The organism is Haloarcula sp. HT12 (genome assembly GCF_055271655.1).
In genome coordinates, this window is sequence record NZ_JBUXKW010000001.1 from 805,222 (window position 1) to 824,855 (window position 19,634).

Genomic DNA, 19,634 nt, shown 5'->3' on the forward strand with positions numbered 1-19,634 from the left:
GCGCTAGTCTTTTTCGCCGCTACAGACCAGCACGGAGCGGTCCGTGCCCAGGATCACGCTCTGTGTGACGCTGCCGAACAGCACCTTGCCCGTCGGCGTCCGCTTGCGTCCGGCGACGACGATCATGTCGGCGTCCTGCTCGTCAGCCAGCCGGAGGATCGCGTCGGCCGGTTCGCCGCTCGACTCCTCTAGGGTTACCTCGACGCCGGCGTCCTCGAGGACTTCCCGCGCCCGGCGCACGGAGGACACCTGGTCGACGGACGCCCCCTCTGGGTTCTCCTCGAAGTCGTGCAACAGTGTGACGCGAACCTGGCTGGCGTCCATCGGTATCTCGGTTATCGCTTCCGCGATGGCAGTCCCACGAGCCTCACTCTTGTCTATCCCAGCGACAATTTCGTACATGCTCGCTTCATCCGTAGGACGGGCCAACCCTTAGTTCTGGCCCGTATTTCGCGCTCAGACACCCCAAAAATGACGCCCGGGCGTACAGTTTTCTCCCGAAACCCAGAAGACTCAGTCGCCGAACGGCCCCATACCGCCGCCACCCATGCCGCCCATCCCGCCACCGCCTCCGCCGCCGCCCTGCTGCATCTGTTTCATCATCCGCTCCATGTCGCCGTCGCCCATGCCCTGGAACTGCTTGAGCATCTGCTCCATCTGCTTGTGCTGCTGGAGGAGTTCGCGCACCCGCTCCTCGGGCTTGCCCGAGCCCCGACAGATACGCTCGGTCCGGGACTGGCCGACGACGCGGGGGTTTTCCAGTTCCTCCTCGGTCATCGAGTCCATGATCACGTCGAAATCGCGCATCCGCTCCTGGGTCACGTCCATCGCGTCGTCCGGGAGCTGGTCCATCAGGCCGCCACCCAGGCCGGGGATCATGTCCATCACCTGATCGAGCGGCCCCATGTTGTTCATCGTCTGCATCTGCTTGCGCATGTCCTTGAGGGTGAACTGCCCCTCAAGCATGTCCTCGGGGTCCCAGTCCTCCTCGTCGCCTTCCTGGGTCTCCTCCATGGCGCGCTCGACGCGCTCGGTGAGCTGCTTGAGGTCGCCCATCCCGAGCAGGCGGGAGATGAACCCGGAGGGCTCGAACCGCTCGATGTCCTTGACCGTCTCCCCGGCGCCGAGGAAGGCGATGGTTGAGTCAGTCTCGTTGACGGCGGCGAGCGCGCCGCCACCTTTCGCCGTCCCGTCGAGTTTCGTGATAATGACGCCGTCGATGCCGATTGCCGCCTCGAAGTCGGCGGCCTGGCTCTTGGCGCTCTGGCCCATCGCCGCGTCAAGCACGAGCAGGTCCCGGTCGGGCTGGACCTCCTGTTCGATTCGCTCGATCTGTTCGATGAGCTCTTCGTTCAGACCGTCACGACCGGCCGTGTCCACGATGCGAACGTCCGCGTTCGCCGTCGCTTCCAGCCCCTCGCGGGCGATCTTCACGGGGTCGTCCTCGTCGGGGTCGCCGTAGAAGTCGACCTCGGCGCGCTCGGCCATCTCCTTGGCCTGGTCGTACGCGCCGGGCCGGTCCGTGTCGGTCTGGATGATTGCCGGTCGAAGCCCCTTCGTCGAGAACCACCAGGCCATCTTCGCGGCCGTCGTCGTCTTCCCCGACCCGTACAGGCCGGCGAGCATGATGGTCTGTTCCTCCAGGGGCAGGTCGGTCGATTCGCCGACGAGATCGACCAGTTCCTCGTAGACGATTCGCAGGACCCAGTCCCGCGGCGTCGTGCCCGCCGGCGGTTCCTCCTCCAGGGCGCGCGTCTCGATGCTGTCCGAGAGGTCCTGTACGAGCCCGACGTCCACGTCGGCCTGCAACAGCGACCGCTGGATCTCCTTGACGATGTCCGCGATGTCCTCCTCGGAGAGGCGGGACTTCCCCCGGAGGTCGTCAAGCGTCCCCCGGAGCGAACTCCCAAGATCGTCGAGTACCATTGTTGGACCGAGATACGCGACCACGCGGGTAAAGGCTTGTTGTCGTGCTGTCGGACCACGGATCGGGGCGGTGACTGCCACATCTGCCCGGGACGAAAGGGTGAAAAGGTCGAGCCGACTGAGCGGCAATATGGCCGTTCTCGGACAGCTCGGATTCATGGTCGCGTTTCTCTCGGCGGGCGTGGCCGCCGGCGCTCTCGGGCTGTTGACCGAGCGACGGACGGAAGTGCTCACTTCCCTCGTGTTTACCGTTGCGCTCCCGGCGCTCATATTCCGGTCCACGTACGACCGACCGCTGCAGGAAATCATCTCGCCGGCGTTGCTCGCGGGCTTCTGGGCCGTCATCGCGCTGACGGTCGTCCTGGGCTGGGTCGTCCACAGGCGACTGGAGTCGGCGGGCCGGCGGAGCGTGTCGGTCGTCCAGTCGTACCACAGCAACATGGGATTTCTCGGCCTCCCGCTGGTGGCGGCGACGATGGGAAGTGACGCGACGGCCGTCGCCAGCGTCATCCTCGGCATCGGCGCAGTCACGCACGTCCCGGTGACGGTGTTTCTGCTCGTCCGCATCAACGGCAGCGACGCCTCACTGCTCGGGGAGTGCCGGAAGCTCCTCACGAACCCGGTGCTCATCGCGCTCACGGCCGGTATCGTGGCGTCGGTCCTGTCGCTGTCGGTGCCCGAGACGCTGATACAGGCGCTCGGGGTGCCGGCGGAGCTGGCGCTGCCCGTCGCGTTGCTGTGTATCGGCGCGACGCTGGATACGGACCTCCCGCTGTCGGACGTACAGGAGACCGTCAGCGTCGTCGGGCTGAAGGTGCTGTGGATGCCAGCGCTGGCGTGGCTGGTGTACTCCTCGCTTCCGGTCGATGCGACGGCGCTCGGCGCGGCAGTCGTGATGTTCGGCGCGCCCACCGCCGTTTCGACGTACGTCTACACGACGGAGCTAGGTGGGGACGCGGCCTTCGCCTCGCTGAACGTCTTCACCTCGACGGTGGTCTCTATCGGGACGCTCTCGGTGCTGGTCTGGCTGTTCGGCTAAGGCGTCGTAGCCACGCTTTTGCCCGCCGACGCCCCCAGCGACGGTATGGGCTATCACCAGATCGTTCCAGAGGACCTGTCGGCGACCGATGACTACCCCTGTGATCGCCGGGGAATCTCCGACGCCGCCGAACTCCACGCGCTTCACGCGGCCACCTACGAGATGGCCCCCGGCGAAGACCTCTCGCGGGCCTATCACTACCACGAGACCCGCGAGGAACTGTTCTACGTACTCGATGGGACACTCCACGTCGAGACGCCCGACGGGGAGTTCGTGGTCGCCGCCGACGAGGTCTTCGTCGCCGAACCGGAGAGCCCCCACCGCGCGCACAACCCCGACGACGCCGGCGAATCGGTGACCGTCCTGGGTGTCGGTGCGCCGCCGACCGACATCGCCCGGCCGTACGACCCCGACACGTAGCCACAGTTCAGACACGCTTTTGGGCCACCCCGTCGCAGGTGCGCCCATGACGAGCAAACAAGCAGTCCAGCAGCAACTGGTCGACAGCGGCGTCACGGCAGTCCTGCGCGGTATTCCCGAAGAGAAGATGGTCGACGTGGCGACCGCCGTCCACGAGGGCGGCGTGACGGCGCTGGAACTGACCGCCGACGCGAAGCGCTGCTCGGACATGATCGCCGCCGTCGACAAGGCGCTCGACGACACCGACGCTATCATCGGGGCCGGCACGGTCATGGACGCCGCCGCCGCCCGCAACGTCATCGAGGCCGGCGCGGAGTTCGTCCTCGCGCCGAACTTAAACGAGGACGTCATCGACGTGTGTAACCGCGAGGGCGTCGTCGCCATCCCCGGCGTCATGACGCCGACTGAGGCCGCCGACGCGATGGAAGCCGGCGCGGACATCCTGAAGATGTTCCCGGCGAAAACGGTCGGACCGGCCCACATCGGCGCGCTGCAGGGGCCACTCGGCGACGTTCCGATCATGCCGACCGGCGGTGTCTCGGTCGATAACGTCGACGAGTTCTTCGACGCCGGCGCGGTCGCCGTCGGCGCTGGCTCGGCGCTGGTCAACTACGAGGCCATCGAGAACGACGACATGGACGGCGTCCGCGAACAGGCCGCCGAGTTCGTCGCTGCCGTCGAAGCCACCCGAGAGTAGTAACTGCGTCGGAGCCGCCGGGCCTGGTCCCGGTCGGAGTGACAAACGCCTACAAAAGCGGCCTACTCTTCAGTTTCGTTCGTCGTCTCGTTGCCGGTCATGTTCCCGGTCGCTGTCTCGTTGCCGGTCATGTTTCCGTCAGTTCCGGTCTCGTTTCCTGGCATCTCAGTTACATCTTCGCCGAGTTCGGTCTCGTTTTCACCCATCTCGGTTTCGTTGCCCGGCATGTCCGTCTCGTTTTCGCCGAGTTCGGTTTCGGTTTCACCCATCTCGGTCTCGGTCTCCATCTCAGTGGGCGTTTCCATCTCCGTTTCTTCCTCTGTCATCACGTCAGTCTCTTCTTCAGTAGGCGTGCCCGGGGCCTCGGCACCGCCGCCGTCGGTCTCCGTCCCGGTATCGCCTGCATCACTACAGCCAGCCAGCGCCACGAGCGCGCCGCCTGCGAGCTTGATAACGTTCCGTCGCGATTTTATCGATCCGTCCATAGCGTTTCCCCCAAGACTACGGGGACAGTTTATGAATGACCTGCTAAGCGTCTGACGGAGCGCTGACAGGATCGGGTAGCCACACCGGAAGTCAGGGCTGTTTCGGGCGGCGGGCGTGAACAATCCGGTCTAAGCCATGATTGGTCGAATGGTGGTGCCGAGGCGGGTAGTTCAGCGGGTCTCGCGGGGGAATACAGATCATAGCGGACCGGGGATCAGCGTGCAACGAAAAAGGGCTGTAACCGGGAAGTAACCATCCGGGCCGAACTACCAACGGACGATTATCGAACGCATAGTTCTCGCCATCGTCCGAGCCGGTAGATACCGCTCTTGCTCCGGTATCTGTCCGGTGAGTTCAATTTCCGCCATTGTTTGATGAAATACGCAGTCCGGTTTCCGTCTGCAAACACCGACGTCGACAGTCCACACGAAACGAGTTCGCACAAGGGAGCCTTACCACCGGGCCCACGGTCAAAATCCGCTCGACTGGCAGGTTAGCAACGGGATAACACCATTGCGTCGGAGCGCGACACGGTATCACGAAACGCCCCGTTCAGTGGTCGCTCTCGTGAGGGTGGAGTTCGGTCCCGTAGTTCTCGGCGTGGTCAGCGTAGTCGATAAACCGAGGGGCGTCGGGATCGAAGGGGCGCTGCAACGCGTCGAAGGCCTTCTTTTTGTCCCAGCCCTGGAGCTTGCCGACGGCGGAGCGGTCTTCGAGGTCGTGGTAGTCCAGGTCGGGCTCGGTCAGTTCCCACGCCCGCAAGCCGGTCTCGGTGCGGACGATGACCGAGGAGTACTCGTCGCTGGAGCCGACGGAGCCGACGGTGAGGTCGGCGCAGTAGCCCGTGAAGTCGGCACATTCGTCACAGCCCTTGAGGGCGGCGTCGTGGAAGGCCTCGACGTCTTCCTCCAGCAGCATCTCGCCGTCCTCGCCGTAGACCATCATCTTCCCGTGGAGCACGTCCATCTTGCCGATGTCCGCGCGGTCGATGCCGCGCTCCTCCTCGATGAGCTCGCCGATGAGCGAGTAGTAGTTGAAGTTCTTCGTACACATCAGCGCGATGGTGTAGTCGATGGCGCGGACCCCATCCTCCTGGGCGGCGTAGTCCCAGTCGAAATCCTGCAGGGCGCGAATCCCCTCGATTTCGCAGGGCGTGCCGACCAGCGCGAGCGACGCCTCGGCGAGCGGCACGTTGAGCTTGTGCGCCCAGCGTTCGAGGTCGAGGTTCCCGAGCGCGAGCGTCTGGTTGTAGAAGCTCCCGGCGTTGTCGATGCACTCCTCGGGCGTCGTCGCGAGGAACGACTCGGCCTTCCACTCGGCGTCGTCGCTCTCGGTCGCGATGAGCGCGCCGTCGATTTCGCCCGCTTCCAGCAGGTGACACAGCACCGCAGTGACGAGGCCGCCGTCCTGGGCGTTCTCGCGCCAGTCGTCCTCGACTTTCGCGGAGAACTCCGTGATGGGGTCGCCCGCGCCTTTCACGTTGTCGTCGCCGCCGGTGATCTTCCACTGGCGCTCGTATCGGAGACCGCCGCGGGGACACATGTCCCAGCACAGCGAGCAGCCGGTACACATCTTCACGAGTTTCGGCAAGTCGTCGTCGCCGATACCGATGGAGTCGCTGGGACAGGCCGCGACGCAGGTCCCACACTGGATGCAGCGGTCGGCCTGGATGACGGCCTCGTCCAGTTCCATGAACCACGTCTTGCCGTCGGGCTCCTCGATGTCGCTCATCTCCGCGCGGATGCCGTAGCCGGGCGTGTCGAGGTCCACGCCCTCGGGGACGTTGACCCGTTCGTCGGGCCGGCCGTCGTCGACGTTCTGGCTGGCCCCCGTCGCCGGCTCCGTGAACTGGATGGGTTTGAGCTTCCCGTTCGGTTCGACGTTGGCCGCGCCGGTGCCGCCGTCCGCCCGGGCGCGCCGCTCGGTGTCTCGGCCGTGTCCGTGGCCATCGTTCCGGCCACAGCCACACGACTCCCCACAGCCGCAGTCACCGTCTTGACCGTCGCCCTCGTCGTTTGGAACGCCGGGCATCGGTCGGCCACCGTCGGTCACCAGCGGCGGGTCAGCGCCGTCGCGGTCCGCCGGGGCGTCCGCTATTGGCTCGACGAACTCGGGCGCGGCATCGGCCGGCGCGACCTGCCGCCGGTAGCGCCGGTCAGTCATCGTCGGCCACCTCCCCGCGACCGCCGCCGTCGCCGTGGGCCGTTCCACCCGAAACGTTCGCGTCGGCCCGCCGCATCACCGAGCGAAGCCGGTCGTTGTCCACGCGGCGACACCACTCGTAGAACCGCTCGCCGTCGGTTCGCTCCTCGGCGTAGGCCGCAAACAGTTCTTCCAGGGCCGGAATCACAGCATCCGCTGGGACGGCGTGTTCGACCCAGTCGAGGAACTCGTTGTCCGCACCGAGGCTCCCGCCGAGGCCGAAGTCCATCCCCTCGACGATGTTGTCGCCCTCCTCGTTCGTGGTGCCCTCGGGGTCGTCGACCTGGACCGTCTCACCGCGGAAACCGATGTCAGCGATCTGTGGCTGGGCACAGGAGGCCGAACAGCCGGACATGTGCATCCGGACGGCGTCGATTTCCTCGGGCACGTCGATGCGGCGGTCGAGCGCCTTCGCCCAGCGGCGCACGCGGTTTTTCGTCTCGATGATGCCGTAGTTGCAGAACTCAGAGCCGGTGCAGCCGACCGCCCCCCGCGAGAACGGACCGGGGTCGGGCTGGTATTTCCTGGCGAACGGCGTATTCAGCAGGTCGCCGATGTTTTGCTCGGGAACGTGCGTGATAAGGAAGTTCTGATCGGTGGCCAGCCTGACCGACGCGTCGTCGGTCCCGTACTCTCTCGCTGCGTGAGCGGCCCGCCGGAACTCGTCGCCGCCCATCCGGCCGGCGATGACGTTGAAGCCGACGTATTTCAGACCGTCCTCGCGCTGGTCGTGGACGCCGACGTGGTCGCCCCGATACCCCTCCGTAAGGTCGGTGCCGCGGGTCGGCAGGTCGACGGTACAGCGGTCCCGGACCGCCTCCTCAAACTTCTCGGCCCCCATCTGCTGGACGAGATAGCGCATCCGGCAAACGCCGCGGTTGTTGCGGTCGCCCAGTTCCTTGAACGTCTGAGCAACGGCCCGGCAGAACTCGACGGCATCCGCCGGCGGCACGAACACGTCCAGATCCGAGGCCATCCGCGGCCCGTCGGAGAGGCCGCCGCCGACCCTAACGTGGAAGCCGTAGTGCTGCTCGCCGTCGACTTCGCGCCGGGCCGGCGTCAGCCCCACGTCGTTGATCTGGGACTGCGCACAGTCCTGGCGACAGCCGGTGATCGTCAGCTTGAATTTCCGCGGAAGGTTCGCGTACTCCCGGTTTTTCGTGAAAAACTCCGAGACGGCGTCGACCACGGGCTGGGCGTCGAAACACTCGTGATCGTCCAAGCCGGCGGCGGGACAGCCAAGCACGTTCCGCGCCGAGTCGCCACAGCCCTGGACCGTCGTCAGCCCGACCTCGTCGTAGCGCCGCCAGATCTCGGGCACGTCCTCGATTTCGATCCAGTGCATCTGGACGTCCTGGCGGGTCGTGATATCGAGGAAGGCGTCGCCCCAGATGTCGTTCTGTTCCTCGCCGCCGAAATCGGCTGGCGCGGTGGCGTACTCCTCGGCCACCTCGCCGACGACTTCGGCCTGCTCGGGCGAGAGATAGCCGCCGGGGACTTTGGTCCGCATCATGAAGTAGCCGTCCTGGCGGCCGTGGGCGTACAGCCCGGCCCACTTCAGCCGCTCCCACTCGCCGTCACCGGCCCGGGCCTCGATCTCCTCGAAACTCAACTCCTCGGCCGCGTACCGCTTGACGTCCGCGATGACGTCCAGCGGGTGCTTCTCCTGTTTCCACCGTTCAACCGTGTTCATTAATAGCACACCACAATACTGTGTGAATTGATAATGAATGACAAGTGCCTTCAACGCGCCCCTGCCGGCGAAAACGACCACACCTCCCCTGATGTGGTAACAATTGCCTCAATATATGCAGGGCTGTCCCGGCGCGACGGCCCGGACTCTCCGGGTTCCACACAATCAGGGTCGATGGTTACCGCTCTCAGCTACTAGGTGTCGGCAAAAATAGCCGCGAAGTCCGGAGGCCTATTCGCCGATGAGGCTATCGACGATTTCCTCGGGATCGAACGGTTCGAGGTCGCCGTAGTCCTGGCCGGTCCCCAAGAAGAGGATGGGCTTCCCGGTGACGTGGGCGACGGAGATAGCGGCGCCGCCCTGCGGGTCGGCGTCGGCTTTCGTCAGGATCGCTCCGTCGATCTCGGCCGCGTCGTTGAACTCCCGGGCCCGATTGACGGCGTCCTGGCCCGCAACCGCCTCGTCGACGAACAGCGTCATGTCCGGGTCGATGTTGCGGTCGATCTTCTCCAACTGGGCCATCAGGTCGTCGGAGGTGTGGAGTCGGCCGGCCGTATCCCCAAGCACCACGTCGATGTCGTTTGCCTTGGCGTACTCGACGGCGTCGTAGATGACCGCCGTCGGGTCCGACCCCTGCTCGTGGGTGATGATCTTCTTGCCGAGGTTCTCGGCGTGCTTTTCGAGTTGCTCGTTCGCGCCGGCGCGGTATGTGTCGCCGTTTGCTAGCACCGTCGAGAGCCCGCGGTCCTCGAAGTACCGGGCGAGTTTCGCAATCGAGGTCGTCTTCCCGACGCCGTTGACCCCGGTGAACACGATGGTGACGGGCTTGTCGGCCTGCTGGACGCGCTCGTCGAAGTCGAACTGGCCGACGTTGATAACGTCGTACAGCGACTCCCGGAGCGCGTCACGAACGAGGTTCCCCGTGCTGGAGAGCCGTCGCCGGGTCTGGCCCGTGAGGTTCTCCTTGACGCCGTCGAGGATCTCGTTGGCGACGCTCATCTCCACGTCGCTCGACAGCAGCGCCAGTTCGAGGTCGTCGAGGTGACCCTGCAGGTCCTCCTCCTCGATGACCGTCTTCCCGGTTGCCATGAGCTTCGCCTTCGCGGCGAGCCCGCGGCCGCCGTCGTCGTCCGCGTCCGACTCTGAGTCGTCGTCGATTTCGGCTGTGTCGTCCGACTCGGACGCTTCTTCAGGGTCCGCAGCTACGTCCTCGGCCGCCGAGGACGATGCAGTGGCTGACTCATCTGCTGCCTCGGAGTCAGCGGCTGGTGGTTCAGAGTCAGCACCGGACTGGTCATCGACAGCCGCTGGGTCCGCTGCCGCCGTCTGCGCGTCACCGGACGGTTCCGCGTCTGCGTCCGCGGCGGGCTCTTCGGCTGCCTGTTCGGCAGGCGCTTCCCCATCCGCCTCGTCGGCGTCCGGTTCCTCCTCCGCTTCGAGTGCCTCTTCGTCGACGTCTTCCTCGACGTCACTCGTGAACCCGCTGAGTTTGTCCTTCAGTCCGTCGAACATGCGGCCTTACTCGTCTTCCTGCTCTTGCTGTTGCATCATCTGCTGCATCTGCTGCTGTTGCATCTGCTGGGCCTGCTGTTCGAGCTCTTCCATCTCAGTCTCGACTTCGGCCTTCTCTTCCTGCAGGTCGCTGATGTGGTCGTCGAGCGTCTCCTTCTTCGTTTCGAGGGTGCTGACAGCGCCGTCCTGCTCGCGCTCTGCGGAGTAGCCGCCACCGAGGGAGACGACGACCTCGTCGATGTCCTCGATAGTCGCGCGGATGTAGGCGTCGCCGCCGAGCGGGACCTGCACCGTCGAGCCGGAGTCCAGCGTCTCGATGGCCTCGATGGCCTCGTCGATGTCCGTCTGCTTCTCGCGGAGGCGTTCGATCTCCTCGTCGATGGCGTCGACTTCCTGCTCCATCTGCTCGATCTCCTGTGCGACCTGCTGCATCTGACCGCCGCCGCCACCGCCGCCACCGCCCATCATGCTGCCACCTCCTCGATCGTGATCTGCGTGCGCTTGAGGTTGTGCTGGGAGCCGAAGTCGCTGTAAACGCGCTCCTCAGCGACGTTCTCGTTCGGCGCTTCGACCTCCTTCTCGAACTGTTGTGGGCCGTCTCGGGCCGGGAAACTACCGCGAACAGTGTACGTGCTCATACACGCAGGTGCGGGCAGGGCAGGGAAGTATCTTCCCCTTCCGCCTTTTTCGAGTCGGCGAAACACGCTCCGTAGAAACTGGCCGCTACGCGATTGACTGCGGACCGCCGGGACAGCAGCCAACTGAACAGCCGGACCTACTCGTCGGTTCCCGGTGCGTACACCATGTCGCCGCCACACTCCGGACAGGACGGGCGAAGCACCGCTGTCGAGTAGTCACACTTCCGGCAGACGAGTCGGTTCTGGTCGTCGACGGCTGGGGTTCGTTGAACCATATGTGCTAGTAGTGCACACACCATATTATTCTTTGACACGGAGTATCATGGTCACGGGTCCTGAGGGATTTGACGGGGTAGCCCCAACATGCGACCATGAGTGAGACGACCTACCGGTGCCAGTGCGGGGCGACCCTGCGGTTCAGGCAGGATCTGACGCTGGAACAGGCCGGGACCAGTCGGTCCTGGACGTGTGGGGACTGTGGACTGCCCGTTCCGGGCGTGGTGGCGGAGAAAATCGGCCACCAGCACCCGTCCTGAACGGGCGGCGCGTATCGGGAAAACGAAGGGTCAGTCGATGTAGCCGAGCGCCTGGTCGATACGGCCCAGTTCCGGCCCGGAGGTGTCCGAGCCACAGACGTAACCGTGGTCGTTGGCGATCAGCCCGGAGCCGACGAGCGGGCCACCGTAGTTGATGGTCCCGATGTCGGCCGGCACGTCGAGAACGTCCTCGAGGGCGTCGAGTTCGCCGTCCGTGGCTTTCGGATGGCAGAGCACGCCCCTGTTGGTGGCAACGGCGGCGGTCCCGACGGTGGTGACGCCGGCGATGACGCCGCGTTCGACGGGCACGTCCAGCCCATCCCTGATCGCCTGCACGGCGTCTCTGGAGAGGTCGGGGTGGACGTACGCGCCGTAGTCGTTACAACAGACGACGTTGCCGGCGGCGTTGATCCGGCCGGGCAGGCGCGTGATGGGCACGTCGACGACGTCCTGAATCCGTTCGACCTCGGTCTCCCGGACGCGCTCGGAGACGACCAGTCCGTTCTCGTTGCCGGTCGCGAGCGCGCCGACGGTCCCGGAGCGGCCGACGGTCGTCGGCACGGCCGGCACGTCGAGTTCGTCGCTCAGGTCATCGAGCAGCGATTCGTCTAAGTCTGGGCGAACCAGCACACAGTCGTCGGTCGCACGGGCGTACACACCCACGTACGACGACCCGGAGAAAGCCGCGCGGAGCAACGTTACTCTGCGGTCTCTGCTTCGACGATGGCTTCGCCCTCTTCCTCGAAGCGGGCGGCGCGAACACGGATCTTGCTCGGCGTGTTGGCGCGACCGCGGGCCCAGGCCGCCTCGTTGATCGAGGGGTCCAGACGGACGGCGTCCTCGTCGACAGAGAAGTGCTTGGCGAGGTGCTCGCGGATGAGGACCATCGCTTTGTCGGCGCGCTTGTGGTTCGGTTCGGCTCGTGCGTCTCGGAGCGGAATGGTGACGACACGCTCCTCGAAGTCACTGGCGCTCATTATTCGTCAGTGTCGTTGCGCCGCCAGTGGCGTCGTTTGTGGTTGCGCTGGACCTCGCGGTCCGTCTTGAGCATGACCCAGGCCGGGACTCGACTGTTCTGGTTGTCGAGCTTGGCCAGTCGCTTCTTCGTAGCCTTCGATTTCTTACCCATGGTATGGTGCTTGTTCCGCGGCGTGGTTTAAATTCCTTCCTTTTCGAGCCGGTCACAGCCCGTTATCAGCGGCTATAACTGCGGACGTAGAACTAAGTGGCGCATAACCCTGATTATCAATGGATGAAGCGTCGGAGATTCCTCCAGACAATGGGTGTCGGTGCGACAGCCGTCGGGTCGGGCTGCATGGGCGGTGGCGGTGAGGTCGTCGTCAGCGTGCAGCAGGATGTCAGAGTCAACCCCCACGAGGCGTGGATTGAGGAGGAGATCCCGGACGTGTCCGATCCCGGCGGCGAGATACAGTACATCGTCAAAGCGGACATCCCGTTCAACGTGTACTTCTTTACCGACCGTGAGCAGTTCGAGCAGTACGACATGTACATCAAAGGTCGAGAGCCCGACGAGACACCGCCGGGGAATCCCAAATTCAGTCAGACAGCGGTCCAGCCCGAGGGGTCAGATATCTACGAAGCGTCGACGGACAACGGCGGCGCACGGGAGTCACTCGACGAACCCGGGCCGTACTTCTTCGCCGTCGACCACTCGAACTACCGGATGGAAACCCGTGTCGACGACTACGACGATCCGCTGACGGCCTTCGTCGACCTCACCGTCATCCAAAAGAAACTCCCCTTCTAGACGAACGCCAGCGGCACCATCGCCATTACCCCGATAACGATGCCGGCGGTCAGCTCGCGTTTGCCCCCGCCCGGCAGGCCGTCCCCGTACTCCAGCGCCTCGGGAACGAACTCCGTGAGAACGAGGTACACCATCGCCCCGGCGGCGAAGCCGAAACCGAACGGGAGAAACGCCTTCGCCAGCGTGACGAAGTAGTACGCGATAACGGCCCCGACCGGCTGTGGGAGCGAGGAGAACACCGCCCACCAGACCATCCGCCACTCGCTGACGCCCAGCGAGCGAAGCGGGATGGCGATGGCGGTCCCCTCTGGAACGTTGTGGATCGAAATGGCGACCGTCATGAACACCGCCAGCAGCGGGACGGAGACGCCGGCAACGCCCACGGCGGATTCGGGCGTGGCCGACTCCAGCCCGAGTTCCGCGAAGGAGACGCCGACAGCGACGCCTTCGGGAAAGCTATGGACGGTCAGGATGCCCAGAATCAACAGGAGCTTCGTGAAATCCGCCTGCTCGAACTGCTTGGGCGACTGATCGAAGCCATCCAGCAGTTCGTGAGCCACGACGACGAGCAGGACACCGGCGAGGATGCCGGGAATCATTAGCAACGACGACCCGTAGGCCAGCCCCTCGCGGACGAGTCCGAACAGCGAGGCGGCGACCATGATCCCCGAGGCCAGCCCCCACAGCAGGACGTTCCACCGGTCGGAGAACTCATCGACGAGAAAGAACGGGATCGCACCGAGCCCGGTGGCGAGTGCCGTGAGCAACCCCGCGACGAACACAAAGGCGACGTTCTCTACGGCGACCATATCGGTCCTATGCCGCTCGGGCCGATAAAAATTATCACTAACCTGATTGTTTTGGCCGGCCTAAACAGCTTGCCAGTACGCTTGTGGACAGTTACTCGGACGCTAAACCGACACCTTCAGCCCGGATCCCGGCCAGTTATTCGTTCGGACCGACGCCGCCGAATATTTACTGTCAATATTTTTATAACGGGTGTCAGTCAGTATCGTTCGCACCGACAGCAACCGCCCGGCCGTAACAGGACACGTGCTCACAGCGAGACGGATTCGACAGTCCGGTACGTCGGGCCATCGGGCCCGAGTTCGCTCTCTTTCAGCCTGATTCCCTCGACCCGCAGGCGTCCCACGTCAGGATCGTCGTTCTCGACGGCGTTCTGTACCGTCTCTTTGCCGCCGGCGTGGTCCATCCTGGCGATGGTCGCGTGGGGCGTGAACTCGTGGTCCGTCGGGTCGAATCCCAGGGCAGTGGTCCGGTCTTCGACAGCGTCGTGCAGCGCGGTCAGTTCCGCACCGCCCTGGCCGTCGCGGACGCCGACCCAGACGACGCTGATGTAGGACAGCGACGGAAAGACGCCGAGCCCGCCGAACTCGGCTTCGAACGGCGCAACGCCGCTGTCTTCGACTGCAGTTTCGAGGGCACCGACGATGTCGTCAACGCGGTCCGGGTCCGTGTCGCCGAGGAACTTCAGCGTGACGTGGGTCTGTGCTGGGTCGGTCAGCCGGAGGCCCGAGACGCCGTCGAAGCGCTCCTGAACGGCCGCCACGGCGTCTCCAAGTCCATCCAGGTCGACGCTGACGAACAGGCGCTTGGCCATAACGAGCGGTTCCGGTCGGGTCCGCAAGAAGGCTACGGCAAGGAGTCAGTGGCTGCTGTGGTCTGGGTCCATATACCACCGCTGGAGGCCGTGCCCGAGCCCCAGAGCGACCATCGCGACCGCGACGCCGAAGAGAGCGGAGATGGCGGTGTCGGGAAGTAGACCGAGGGACAACCGGGCGAGGATGGCCACCATAATCAGGAGGATCACCTGTGCTCGGTCCCGGGGCGTCTCGGCCGGACTGGCCACCCGACGCCAGAGCGCCGATAGCTGCGCGTAGTAGCGTCCGACGAGAGCCGTCAAAACGACCGTCCCGGCAACGCCCGCTCCAGCGGCGGGCAGTGACAGCGGGGCCTCGTTCGAGGTGATAGCAGCCCAGCTAACGACCGCGAACACACCCCCGAAGAAGACGAGCAACGCGTCTACTGCCAGTGGGTCCCGCATAGCCGAGAATCCGACGGCAGGACACCTAAATCTTCACGAGCCGTGGACGTAGCCCTTAACCGGATTGGCCGTCAATCAGGAGGTATGACAGACCACGACGACGATCACGCCTTCTCCGAGGGCCAGGGGTTCGACGACCCCTACGAGGGGTTCGACCTCGAACCGCCGGAGTTCGAAGTCGACCCGGACAAGGTCGACCCCGTCGACTCGCGTGTCGTCACCGACCTGCTGGACCAGCGGAACGTCTCCTCCGATGCGGTCGACCCCGAGCAGCTGCTCGATGTCGGCCTGGAGTACATGCACATCAACCGCCACGAACAGGCCGCCGAGACGTTCGAGCGCGTCGCCCAGTACACGGACGACGACCGGCTCAAACAGGAGGCCTGGACGAACAAGGGCGCGGCCCACGCGGAACTCGAAGAGTGGGACGCCGCCATCGGCGCGTACAAGGAAGCGCTCAACTTCGACGAGGAATCCGACCACGCCGCCACCGCGGAGACGAACCTCGCGTACGCGCTCTGGAAGTCCGGCCGCTCCGAGCAGGCGCTCGAACACGCCGAGCGCGCCGTCGAGATCGACCCCCGCTTCGGCGAGGGCTGGTACAACCGCGGCTTCTTCCTGCTAGAACGCGGCCTGGCCGACGAAGCCATCGACGCGTTCGACAACGCGGTCCGCCTGGGCTTCCGTAACGCCGACGTGCTCGAAGAGAAGGCCCGCGCCCTCGAAGAGGTCGGCGAGTTCGACCGCGCCGAGGAGCTGGCCGAGGAAGTCGACGAGATGCGCGAGGAGGCCGAACAGCAGCTGCTTGAATGATACTCAACGAACGCGACACCGACGAGGGGCTGCTCGTCTCTGTCTGTGACCCCGACATCATGGGCGAAACGTTCGAGAACGGCCCCGTGTCGCTGACCGTCAACGAGGAGTTCTACGGCGGCGAAACGGCCACTGAAGACGAGATCGTCGACAGCCTCGCCCGCTGTTCCGTCGCCAACATCGTCGGCGACGACGCCGTCAGCGTCGCCGTCGAACACGGCTTCGTCGACGAGGAGAACGTCCTCGACCTCGGCGAGACCCGCCACGCGCAGTTGCTCTGGATGTAGCCGCGGTCGCTGCCGCTTCACCGATCCCGAGGGTCTTTGCGTGCGCCCATCGAGGACAGACACAGATGTATTCCAGAGACCACGCCATCGTCTCTGTGGTCGTCGGGGCCGCCGGCGTCGCCGTCCTGCCGGTCCCCCTCCCCTGGTGGGCCGCCGTCGGCTACGCGGTCGTCGTCGGCGTCGCCATCGACTTCGACCACTTCGCCGTGGCCCGACTGGAGACCGGCGACTGGGCCGCGCTCCGGCGCTGTCTCCGGAACCCGAAGATCGCAGTGCTCGACCAGGACGAGATCTTCGACCCGCAGGACCTCTGGCCGCTCCAGCGGCTTCTCAGCCACCACCTCATCGGCGGCGTGGCCGTGTTCGGCCTCTGGGTCGTCTCCGAGCCGCTGGCGCTGTTTACCGCCCTCGTCCTGTACGCCCACGTCCTCGGCGACCTCGTCTGGGACAACTACTTGCTTGAGACCTACCAGGAACAGCACGCGATGGCCGCCGAATCCGCGTCTGAATCCGATTCCGGATAGAGCAAATCGCCGCCGTTGCCGGAGCAGAGTTCTAGGTGAACCGAAGGAATGTTGCCCGTCGAGCCCCTGAACAGAACTAATGGGACACGCTGAATCTGAACTGTTGGACGTGGAGCGTATTCGCGAGGACTTCCCCATCCTCCAGCGCGAGTTCGACGGCGAGCAGGTGGTGTACCTCGACAACGCGGCCACCACGCAGACGCCCGAGCCGGTCGTCGAGACCATCGCGGACTACTACCGGACGACCAACGCCAACGTCCACCGTGGCCTCCACCAGCTGAGCCAGGAAGCCAGCGTCGCCTACGAGGACGCCCACGACCGCGTCGCCGAGTTCATCGGCGCATCGGGCGAGCGCGAGGAAATCGTCTTTACCAAGAACACCACGGAAAGCGAGAACCTCGTCGCCTACGCCTGGGGCCTGAACGAACTCGGCCCCGAGGACGAGGTCGTCCTCACGGAGATGGAACACCACGCCTCGCTGGTCACCTGGCAGCAGATCGCCAAGAAGACCGGCGCGACCTGCCGGTACATCAGCGTCGACGAGGACGGCACGCTCGATATGGACCACGCCCGCGAGATCATCACTGACGACACCGCGATGGTCAGCGTCGTCCACGTCTCGAACACGCTCGGTACCGTGAACCCGGTCTCGGAACTGGCGGACATCGCCCACGACCACGATGCCTACATCTTCGTCGACGGCGCACAATCGGTCCCAAACCGCCCGGTCGACGTGGAAGCCATCGACGCCGACTTCCTGGCCTTCTCGGGGCACAAGATGGCCGGCCCCACGGGTATCGGCGTCCTCTACGGGAAAAAGCACCTGCTGGAGGAGATGGAGCCGTACCTCTACGGCGGCGAGATGATCAAGAAAGTCACCTTCGAGGACGCCACCTGGAACGACCTCCCCTGGAAGTTCGAGGCCGGCACGCCCGTCATCTGCCAGGGCATCGCGCTGGCGGAGGCCTGTGACTACCTCGACGACATCGGCATGGAGCGCATCCAGCGCCACGAGGAACAGCTCGCCCAGTACGCGCTGGAACAGCTCCGGGATGAAGGCGACGTGGAGACGTACGGCCCGCCCGCGGGAACTGAACGGGGTGGCCTCGTCGCGTTCAACCTCGAATCGGTCCACGCCCACGACCTCTCCTCGATTCTCAACGACTCCGCCGTCGCCATCCGTGCCGGCGACCACTGCACACAGCCCCTCCACGACAAGATGGGGGTCCCTGCCTCTGCGCGAGCCTCGTTCTACATCTACAACACGCGCGAGGAAGTAGACAAACTGGTCGCGGCTATCGACGACGCCCGACAGTTGTTCGCGTAATCGGATGCTCCGGGACCGAACGAAGTGAGGTCCCGCTTTTTCGCCACCGAAAGGTTCGCTTTGCTCGTCTTCCAGGTCTCGCTTAACCTCGTTCAGCAAGACCACGTTTTTCCAGGGCGGTCACTAGGGGCGACTCGATAAAAAAGGCGGTTTCATCATATATGCGAAAAGGTCGACAAGCTGGTCGCGGCTATTGATGACGCCCAGCAACTATTCGCGTAGTCAGTCTTGTACCGCGAGCGCAGCGAGCGGTTTCACCGGTCGCGCAAAGCGCGACCGGCCTTTTTCGCCACCGAAAGACTCGTCACACTCGTCTTTCGAGCCTTGCTTCACTCCGCTCAGCAAGACCACGTTTTTCGAGGAGTAGTCGCCTTCGGCGACCCGACGATGAAAAAGGTGGCTCGGAAGCCTTTTCCGATTGACAGCCGTATCGTAGTTCAATTATGGGTATCGGTGGCTCGGACATGTACCGGCAGCAGATCCTCGATCACTACAAGAACCCTCGGAACTACGGGGAGATCGAGGACCCGACGTTTACCCACATCGGCGAGAACCCGATGTGCGGCGACGAGATACGGATGGATGTCGTCCTTGACGAGAGCGAGGAGACCATCGAGCGGGTCGCGTTCCAGGGCGACGGCTGTGCCATCTCGCAGGCCTCCGCGTCGATGCTCTCGCAGGAGCTTGCGGGGATGGCGGTCGAGGACCTGAAAGCGATGGACCGCGACGACATCACGGAGATGCTCGGCGTCGATATCTCGCCGATGCGGGTCAAGTGCGCCGTCCTCGCCGAGAAAGTGGCACAGGACGGGGCGGAGATCTACTTCGGCGAGAAGGACATCGACCGGACGACCACCGAAGACGACGACTGAGACGGCACACATCGCCGGTATTCTTTTACACTACGTCGACCGTCACTCAGTGCATGGCAGGCAACGACTGGGATCCCGACGACTACGACGACCGCCACGGGTTCGTCCACGAGCACGGCCAGTCAGTCGTCGACCTGCTGGACCCCCAGCCGGGCGAGCGGGTGCTGGATGTCGGCTGTGGCACGGGCCACCTGACGGCGGAGATCGCCGACAGCGGAGCCGAGGTCGTCGGCATCGACGCGTCGGCGGAGATGGTCACACAGGCGCGTGACGCCTATCCGGGACTCACATTCGAGCAAGCCGACGTGCGGACCTACACCGCCGACAGGCCGTTCGACGCGGTGTTCTCGAACGCGGCGTTGCACTGGATCCCCGGTGAGGACCACGACGCGGTGCTGTCGACGGTCGCCGACGCGCTGACCGAGACCGGGCGGTTCGTCGCGGAGTTCGGCGGGGCGGGCAACGTCGCGGCGATAACCGACGCGCTCGTCGCCGAACTCGACGCACGCGGTTACGCGGTCGACCATCCCTGGTACTTCCCGAGTATCGGCGAGTACGCGCCGCGGGTCGAAGCCCACGGGCTCGAAACCCGGTTCTCGCGGCTGTTCGACCGGCCGACGCCGCTTGAGGGAGGCGAGGACGGGCTCCGGAACTGGATCGGGATGTTCGGCGACGAGTTCTTCGCCGATGTCGAGGACGACGAGCGAGCGGCGGTGCTGTCGGCCGTCGAGAACCGACTCCGACAGAGCCTGTTCGACGGTGACACCTGGGTGGCCGACTACCGGCGGCTGCGGCTCGTCGCCGGTCGGTAACGGAGAGGTGGCCAGAC

Annotated in this window: 26 protein-coding genes; 11 read left to right on the forward strand and 15 right to left on the reverse strand. The window is 64.9% G+C overall.

Annotation, left to right across the window (positions count from 1 at the left end):
• Positions 1-3: 3 nt before the first annotated feature.
• Together ACY9XZ_RS04260 and ACY9XZ_RS04265 are read right to left on the reverse strand one after the other, a co-directional pair.
• Entirely contained in the window at positions 4-402 is a 399-nt protein-coding gene (locus ACY9XZ_RS04260) for a universal stress protein (protein ID WP_463455817.1), read from the reverse strand.
• A 111-nt stretch (positions 403-513) separates the two neighbouring features.
• Positions 514-1,926 (reverse strand): signal recognition particle protein Srp54, encoded by a 1,413-nt coding sequence (locus tag ACY9XZ_RS04265; RefSeq protein ID WP_463455818.1) that lies wholly within the window; start codon positions 1,924-1,926, stop codon positions 514-516.
• Positions 1,927-2,056: 130 nt separating this feature from the next.
• On the opposite strand from ACY9XZ_RS04265, the gene ACY9XZ_RS04270 reads away from it, so the two are divergent.
• The 3 genes from ACY9XZ_RS04270 to ACY9XZ_RS04280 are packed head-to-tail and all read left to right on the forward strand — an operon-like array spanning position 2,057 to position 4,082.
• Entirely contained in the window at positions 2,057-2,965 is a 909-nt protein-coding gene (locus ACY9XZ_RS04270) for an AEC family transporter (RefSeq protein WP_463455819.1), read from the forward strand.
• Between the two features lie 45 nt (positions 2,966-3,010).
• The gene (locus ACY9XZ_RS04275; protein ID WP_463455820.1) at positions 3,011-3,385 is read left to right on the forward strand and encodes a cupin domain-containing protein; all 375 of its coding nucleotides are present in this window, start codon (positions 3,011-3,013) and stop codon (positions 3,383-3,385) included.
• Between the two features lie 46 nt (positions 3,386-3,431).
• Positions 3,432-4,082 (forward strand): bifunctional 4-hydroxy-2-oxoglutarate aldolase/2-dehydro-3-deoxy-phosphogluconate aldolase, encoded by a 651-nt coding sequence (locus ACY9XZ_RS04280; RefSeq protein ID WP_463455821.1) that lies wholly within the window; start codon positions 3,432-3,434, stop codon positions 4,080-4,082.
• Between the two features lie 62 nt (positions 4,083-4,144).
• On the opposite strand, the gene ACY9XZ_RS04285 is transcribed toward ACY9XZ_RS04280, so the two are convergent.
• From ACY9XZ_RS04285 to ACY9XZ_RS04315, 7 genes are all read right to left on the reverse strand, one after another.
• On the reverse strand, positions 4,145-4,567 hold the full coding sequence (locus ACY9XZ_RS04285) for a cell wall anchor protein (protein ID WP_463455822.1): 423 nt from the start codon (positions 4,565-4,567) through the stop codon (positions 4,145-4,147).
• A gap of 553 nt (positions 4,568-5,120) precedes the next feature.
• Positions 5,121-6,731 carry a Coenzyme F420 hydrogenase/dehydrogenase, beta subunit C-terminal domain gene (locus ACY9XZ_RS04290; RefSeq protein ID WP_463455823.1) on the reverse strand — a complete coding sequence of 537 codons (1,611 nt, stop codon included), beginning with the start codon at positions 6,729-6,731 and terminating at the stop codon, positions 5,121-5,123.
• Positions 6,724-8,463: a nitrite/sulfite reductase gene (locus ACY9XZ_RS04295; protein ID WP_463455824.1), complete on the reverse strand. Its 1,740-nt coding sequence runs from the start codon at positions 8,461-8,463 to the stop codon at positions 6,724-6,726. The genes ACY9XZ_RS04290 and ACY9XZ_RS04295 overlap by 8 nt, the downstream gene beginning before the upstream one ends.
• A gap of 231 nt (positions 8,464-8,694) precedes the next feature.
• Positions 8,695-9,975, reverse strand: a complete 1,281-nt coding sequence (ftsY, locus tag ACY9XZ_RS04300; RefSeq protein ID WP_463455825.1) for a signal recognition particle-docking protein FtsY — start codon at positions 9,973-9,975, stop codon at positions 8,695-8,697.
• A 6-nt stretch (positions 9,976-9,981) separates the two neighbouring features.
• Positions 9,982-10,443 (reverse strand): prefoldin subunit alpha, encoded by a 462-nt coding sequence (gene pfdA, locus ACY9XZ_RS04305; RefSeq protein WP_463455826.1) that lies wholly within the window; start codon positions 10,441-10,443, stop codon positions 9,982-9,984.
• Entirely contained in the window at positions 10,440-10,613 is a 174-nt protein-coding gene (gene rpl18a / locus ACY9XZ_RS04310; protein ID WP_004964648.1) for a 50S ribosomal protein L18Ae, read from the reverse strand. Before rpl18a ends, pfdA begins: the two co-directional genes overlap by 4 nt.
• 137 nt (positions 10,614-10,750) lie before the next feature.
• Positions 10,751-10,888, reverse strand: a complete 138-nt coding sequence (locus ACY9XZ_RS04315; protein ID WP_463455827.1) for a hypothetical protein — start codon at positions 10,886-10,888, stop codon at positions 10,751-10,753.
• A 96-nt stretch (positions 10,889-10,984) separates the two neighbouring features.
• Here ACY9XZ_RS04315 and ACY9XZ_RS04320 point away from each other — a divergent pair, with 96 nt between their 5' ends.
• Positions 10,985-11,149, forward strand: a complete 165-nt coding sequence (locus ACY9XZ_RS04320; protein ID WP_463455828.1) for a hypothetical protein — start codon at positions 10,985-10,987, stop codon at positions 11,147-11,149.
• 30 nt (positions 11,150-11,179) lie between these two features.
• Here ACY9XZ_RS04320 and ACY9XZ_RS04325 read toward each other — a convergent pair whose 3' ends face one another.
• Genes ACY9XZ_RS04325 through ACY9XZ_RS04335 form a run of 3 tightly spaced genes read right to left on the reverse strand, consistent with a single transcriptional unit; the run spans position 11,180 to position 12,278 of the window.
• Entirely contained in the window at positions 11,180-11,845 is a 666-nt protein-coding gene (locus ACY9XZ_RS04325; RefSeq protein ID WP_463455829.1) for a translation initiation factor IF-6, read from the reverse strand.
• A 2-nt stretch (positions 11,846-11,847) separates the two neighbouring features.
• Positions 11,848-12,126, reverse strand: a complete 279-nt coding sequence (locus ACY9XZ_RS04330; protein ID WP_312620934.1) for a 50S ribosomal protein L31e — start codon at positions 12,124-12,126, stop codon at positions 11,848-11,850.
• Positions 12,126-12,278, reverse strand: coding sequence for a 50S ribosomal protein L39e (locus ACY9XZ_RS04335; protein WP_004518346.1), 153 nt, complete (start codon positions 12,276-12,278; stop codon positions 12,126-12,128). Before ACY9XZ_RS04335 ends, ACY9XZ_RS04330 begins: the two co-directional genes overlap by 1 nt.
• Positions 12,279-12,464: 186 nt before the next feature.
• Here ACY9XZ_RS04335 and ACY9XZ_RS04340 point away from each other — a divergent pair, with 186 nt between their 5' ends.
• Positions 12,465-12,917: a hypothetical protein gene (locus tag ACY9XZ_RS04340; RefSeq protein ID WP_463455990.1), complete on the forward strand. Its 453-nt coding sequence runs from the start codon at positions 12,465-12,467 to the stop codon at positions 12,915-12,917.
• Here ACY9XZ_RS04340 and ACY9XZ_RS04345 read toward each other — a convergent pair.
• The 3 genes from ACY9XZ_RS04345 to ACY9XZ_RS04355 form a co-directional block, all read right to left on the reverse strand.
• Positions 12,914-13,726, reverse strand: coding sequence for a ZIP family metal transporter (locus ACY9XZ_RS04345; RefSeq protein ID WP_463455830.1), 813 nt, complete (start codon positions 13,724-13,726; stop codon positions 12,914-12,916). The two genes, ACY9XZ_RS04340 and ACY9XZ_RS04345, sit on opposite strands and share 4 nt — an antisense overlap.
• A 248-nt stretch (positions 13,727-13,974) precedes the next feature.
• On the reverse strand, positions 13,975-14,538 hold the full coding sequence (gene thpR / locus ACY9XZ_RS04350) for an RNA 2',3'-cyclic phosphodiesterase (RefSeq protein ID WP_463455831.1): 564 nt from the start codon (positions 14,536-14,538) through the stop codon (positions 13,975-13,977).
• 45 nt (positions 14,539-14,583) lie between these two features.
• Positions 14,584-14,982 carry a hypothetical protein gene (locus ACY9XZ_RS04355; RefSeq protein WP_463455832.1) on the reverse strand — a complete coding sequence of 133 codons (399 nt, stop codon included), beginning with the start codon at positions 14,980-14,982 and terminating at the stop codon, positions 14,584-14,586.
• An 84-nt stretch (positions 14,983-15,066) separates the two neighbouring features.
• Between ACY9XZ_RS04355 and ACY9XZ_RS04360 the strand changes: the two genes are divergently transcribed.
• The 6 genes from ACY9XZ_RS04360 (at position 15,067) to ACY9XZ_RS04385 (ending at position 19,617) form a co-directional block, all read left to right on the forward strand.
• Complete coding sequence (locus ACY9XZ_RS04360; protein WP_014039369.1) at positions 15,067-15,795, forward strand: tetratricopeptide repeat protein; 729 nt, start codon at positions 15,067-15,069, stop codon at positions 15,793-15,795.
• On the forward strand, positions 15,792-16,082 hold the full coding sequence (locus ACY9XZ_RS04365) for a DUF424 domain-containing protein (RefSeq protein ID WP_004518341.1): 291 nt from the start codon (positions 15,792-15,794) through the stop codon (positions 16,080-16,082). The genes ACY9XZ_RS04360 and ACY9XZ_RS04365 overlap by 4 nt, the downstream gene beginning before the upstream one ends.
• Positions 16,083-16,147: 65 nt before the next feature.
• Entirely contained in the window at positions 16,148-16,606 is a 459-nt protein-coding gene (locus ACY9XZ_RS04370; RefSeq protein WP_463455833.1) for a hypothetical protein, read from the forward strand.
• Positions 16,607-16,685: 79 nt separating this feature from the next.
• Positions 16,686-17,933, forward strand: a complete 1,248-nt coding sequence (locus ACY9XZ_RS04375; RefSeq protein WP_463455834.1) for an aminotransferase class V-fold PLP-dependent enzyme — start codon at positions 16,686-16,688, stop codon at positions 17,931-17,933.
• Positions 17,934-18,376: 443 nt separating this feature from the next.
• Complete coding sequence (locus ACY9XZ_RS04380) at positions 18,377-18,805, forward strand: iron-sulfur cluster assembly scaffold protein (protein ID WP_463455835.1); 429 nt, start codon at positions 18,377-18,379, stop codon at positions 18,803-18,805.
• Positions 18,806-18,858: 53 nt separating this feature from the next.
• On the forward strand, positions 18,859-19,617 hold the full coding sequence (locus ACY9XZ_RS04385; protein WP_463455836.1) for a class I SAM-dependent methyltransferase: 759 nt from the start codon (positions 18,859-18,861) through the stop codon (positions 19,615-19,617).
• Positions 19,618-19,634: the final 17 nt, after the last annotated feature.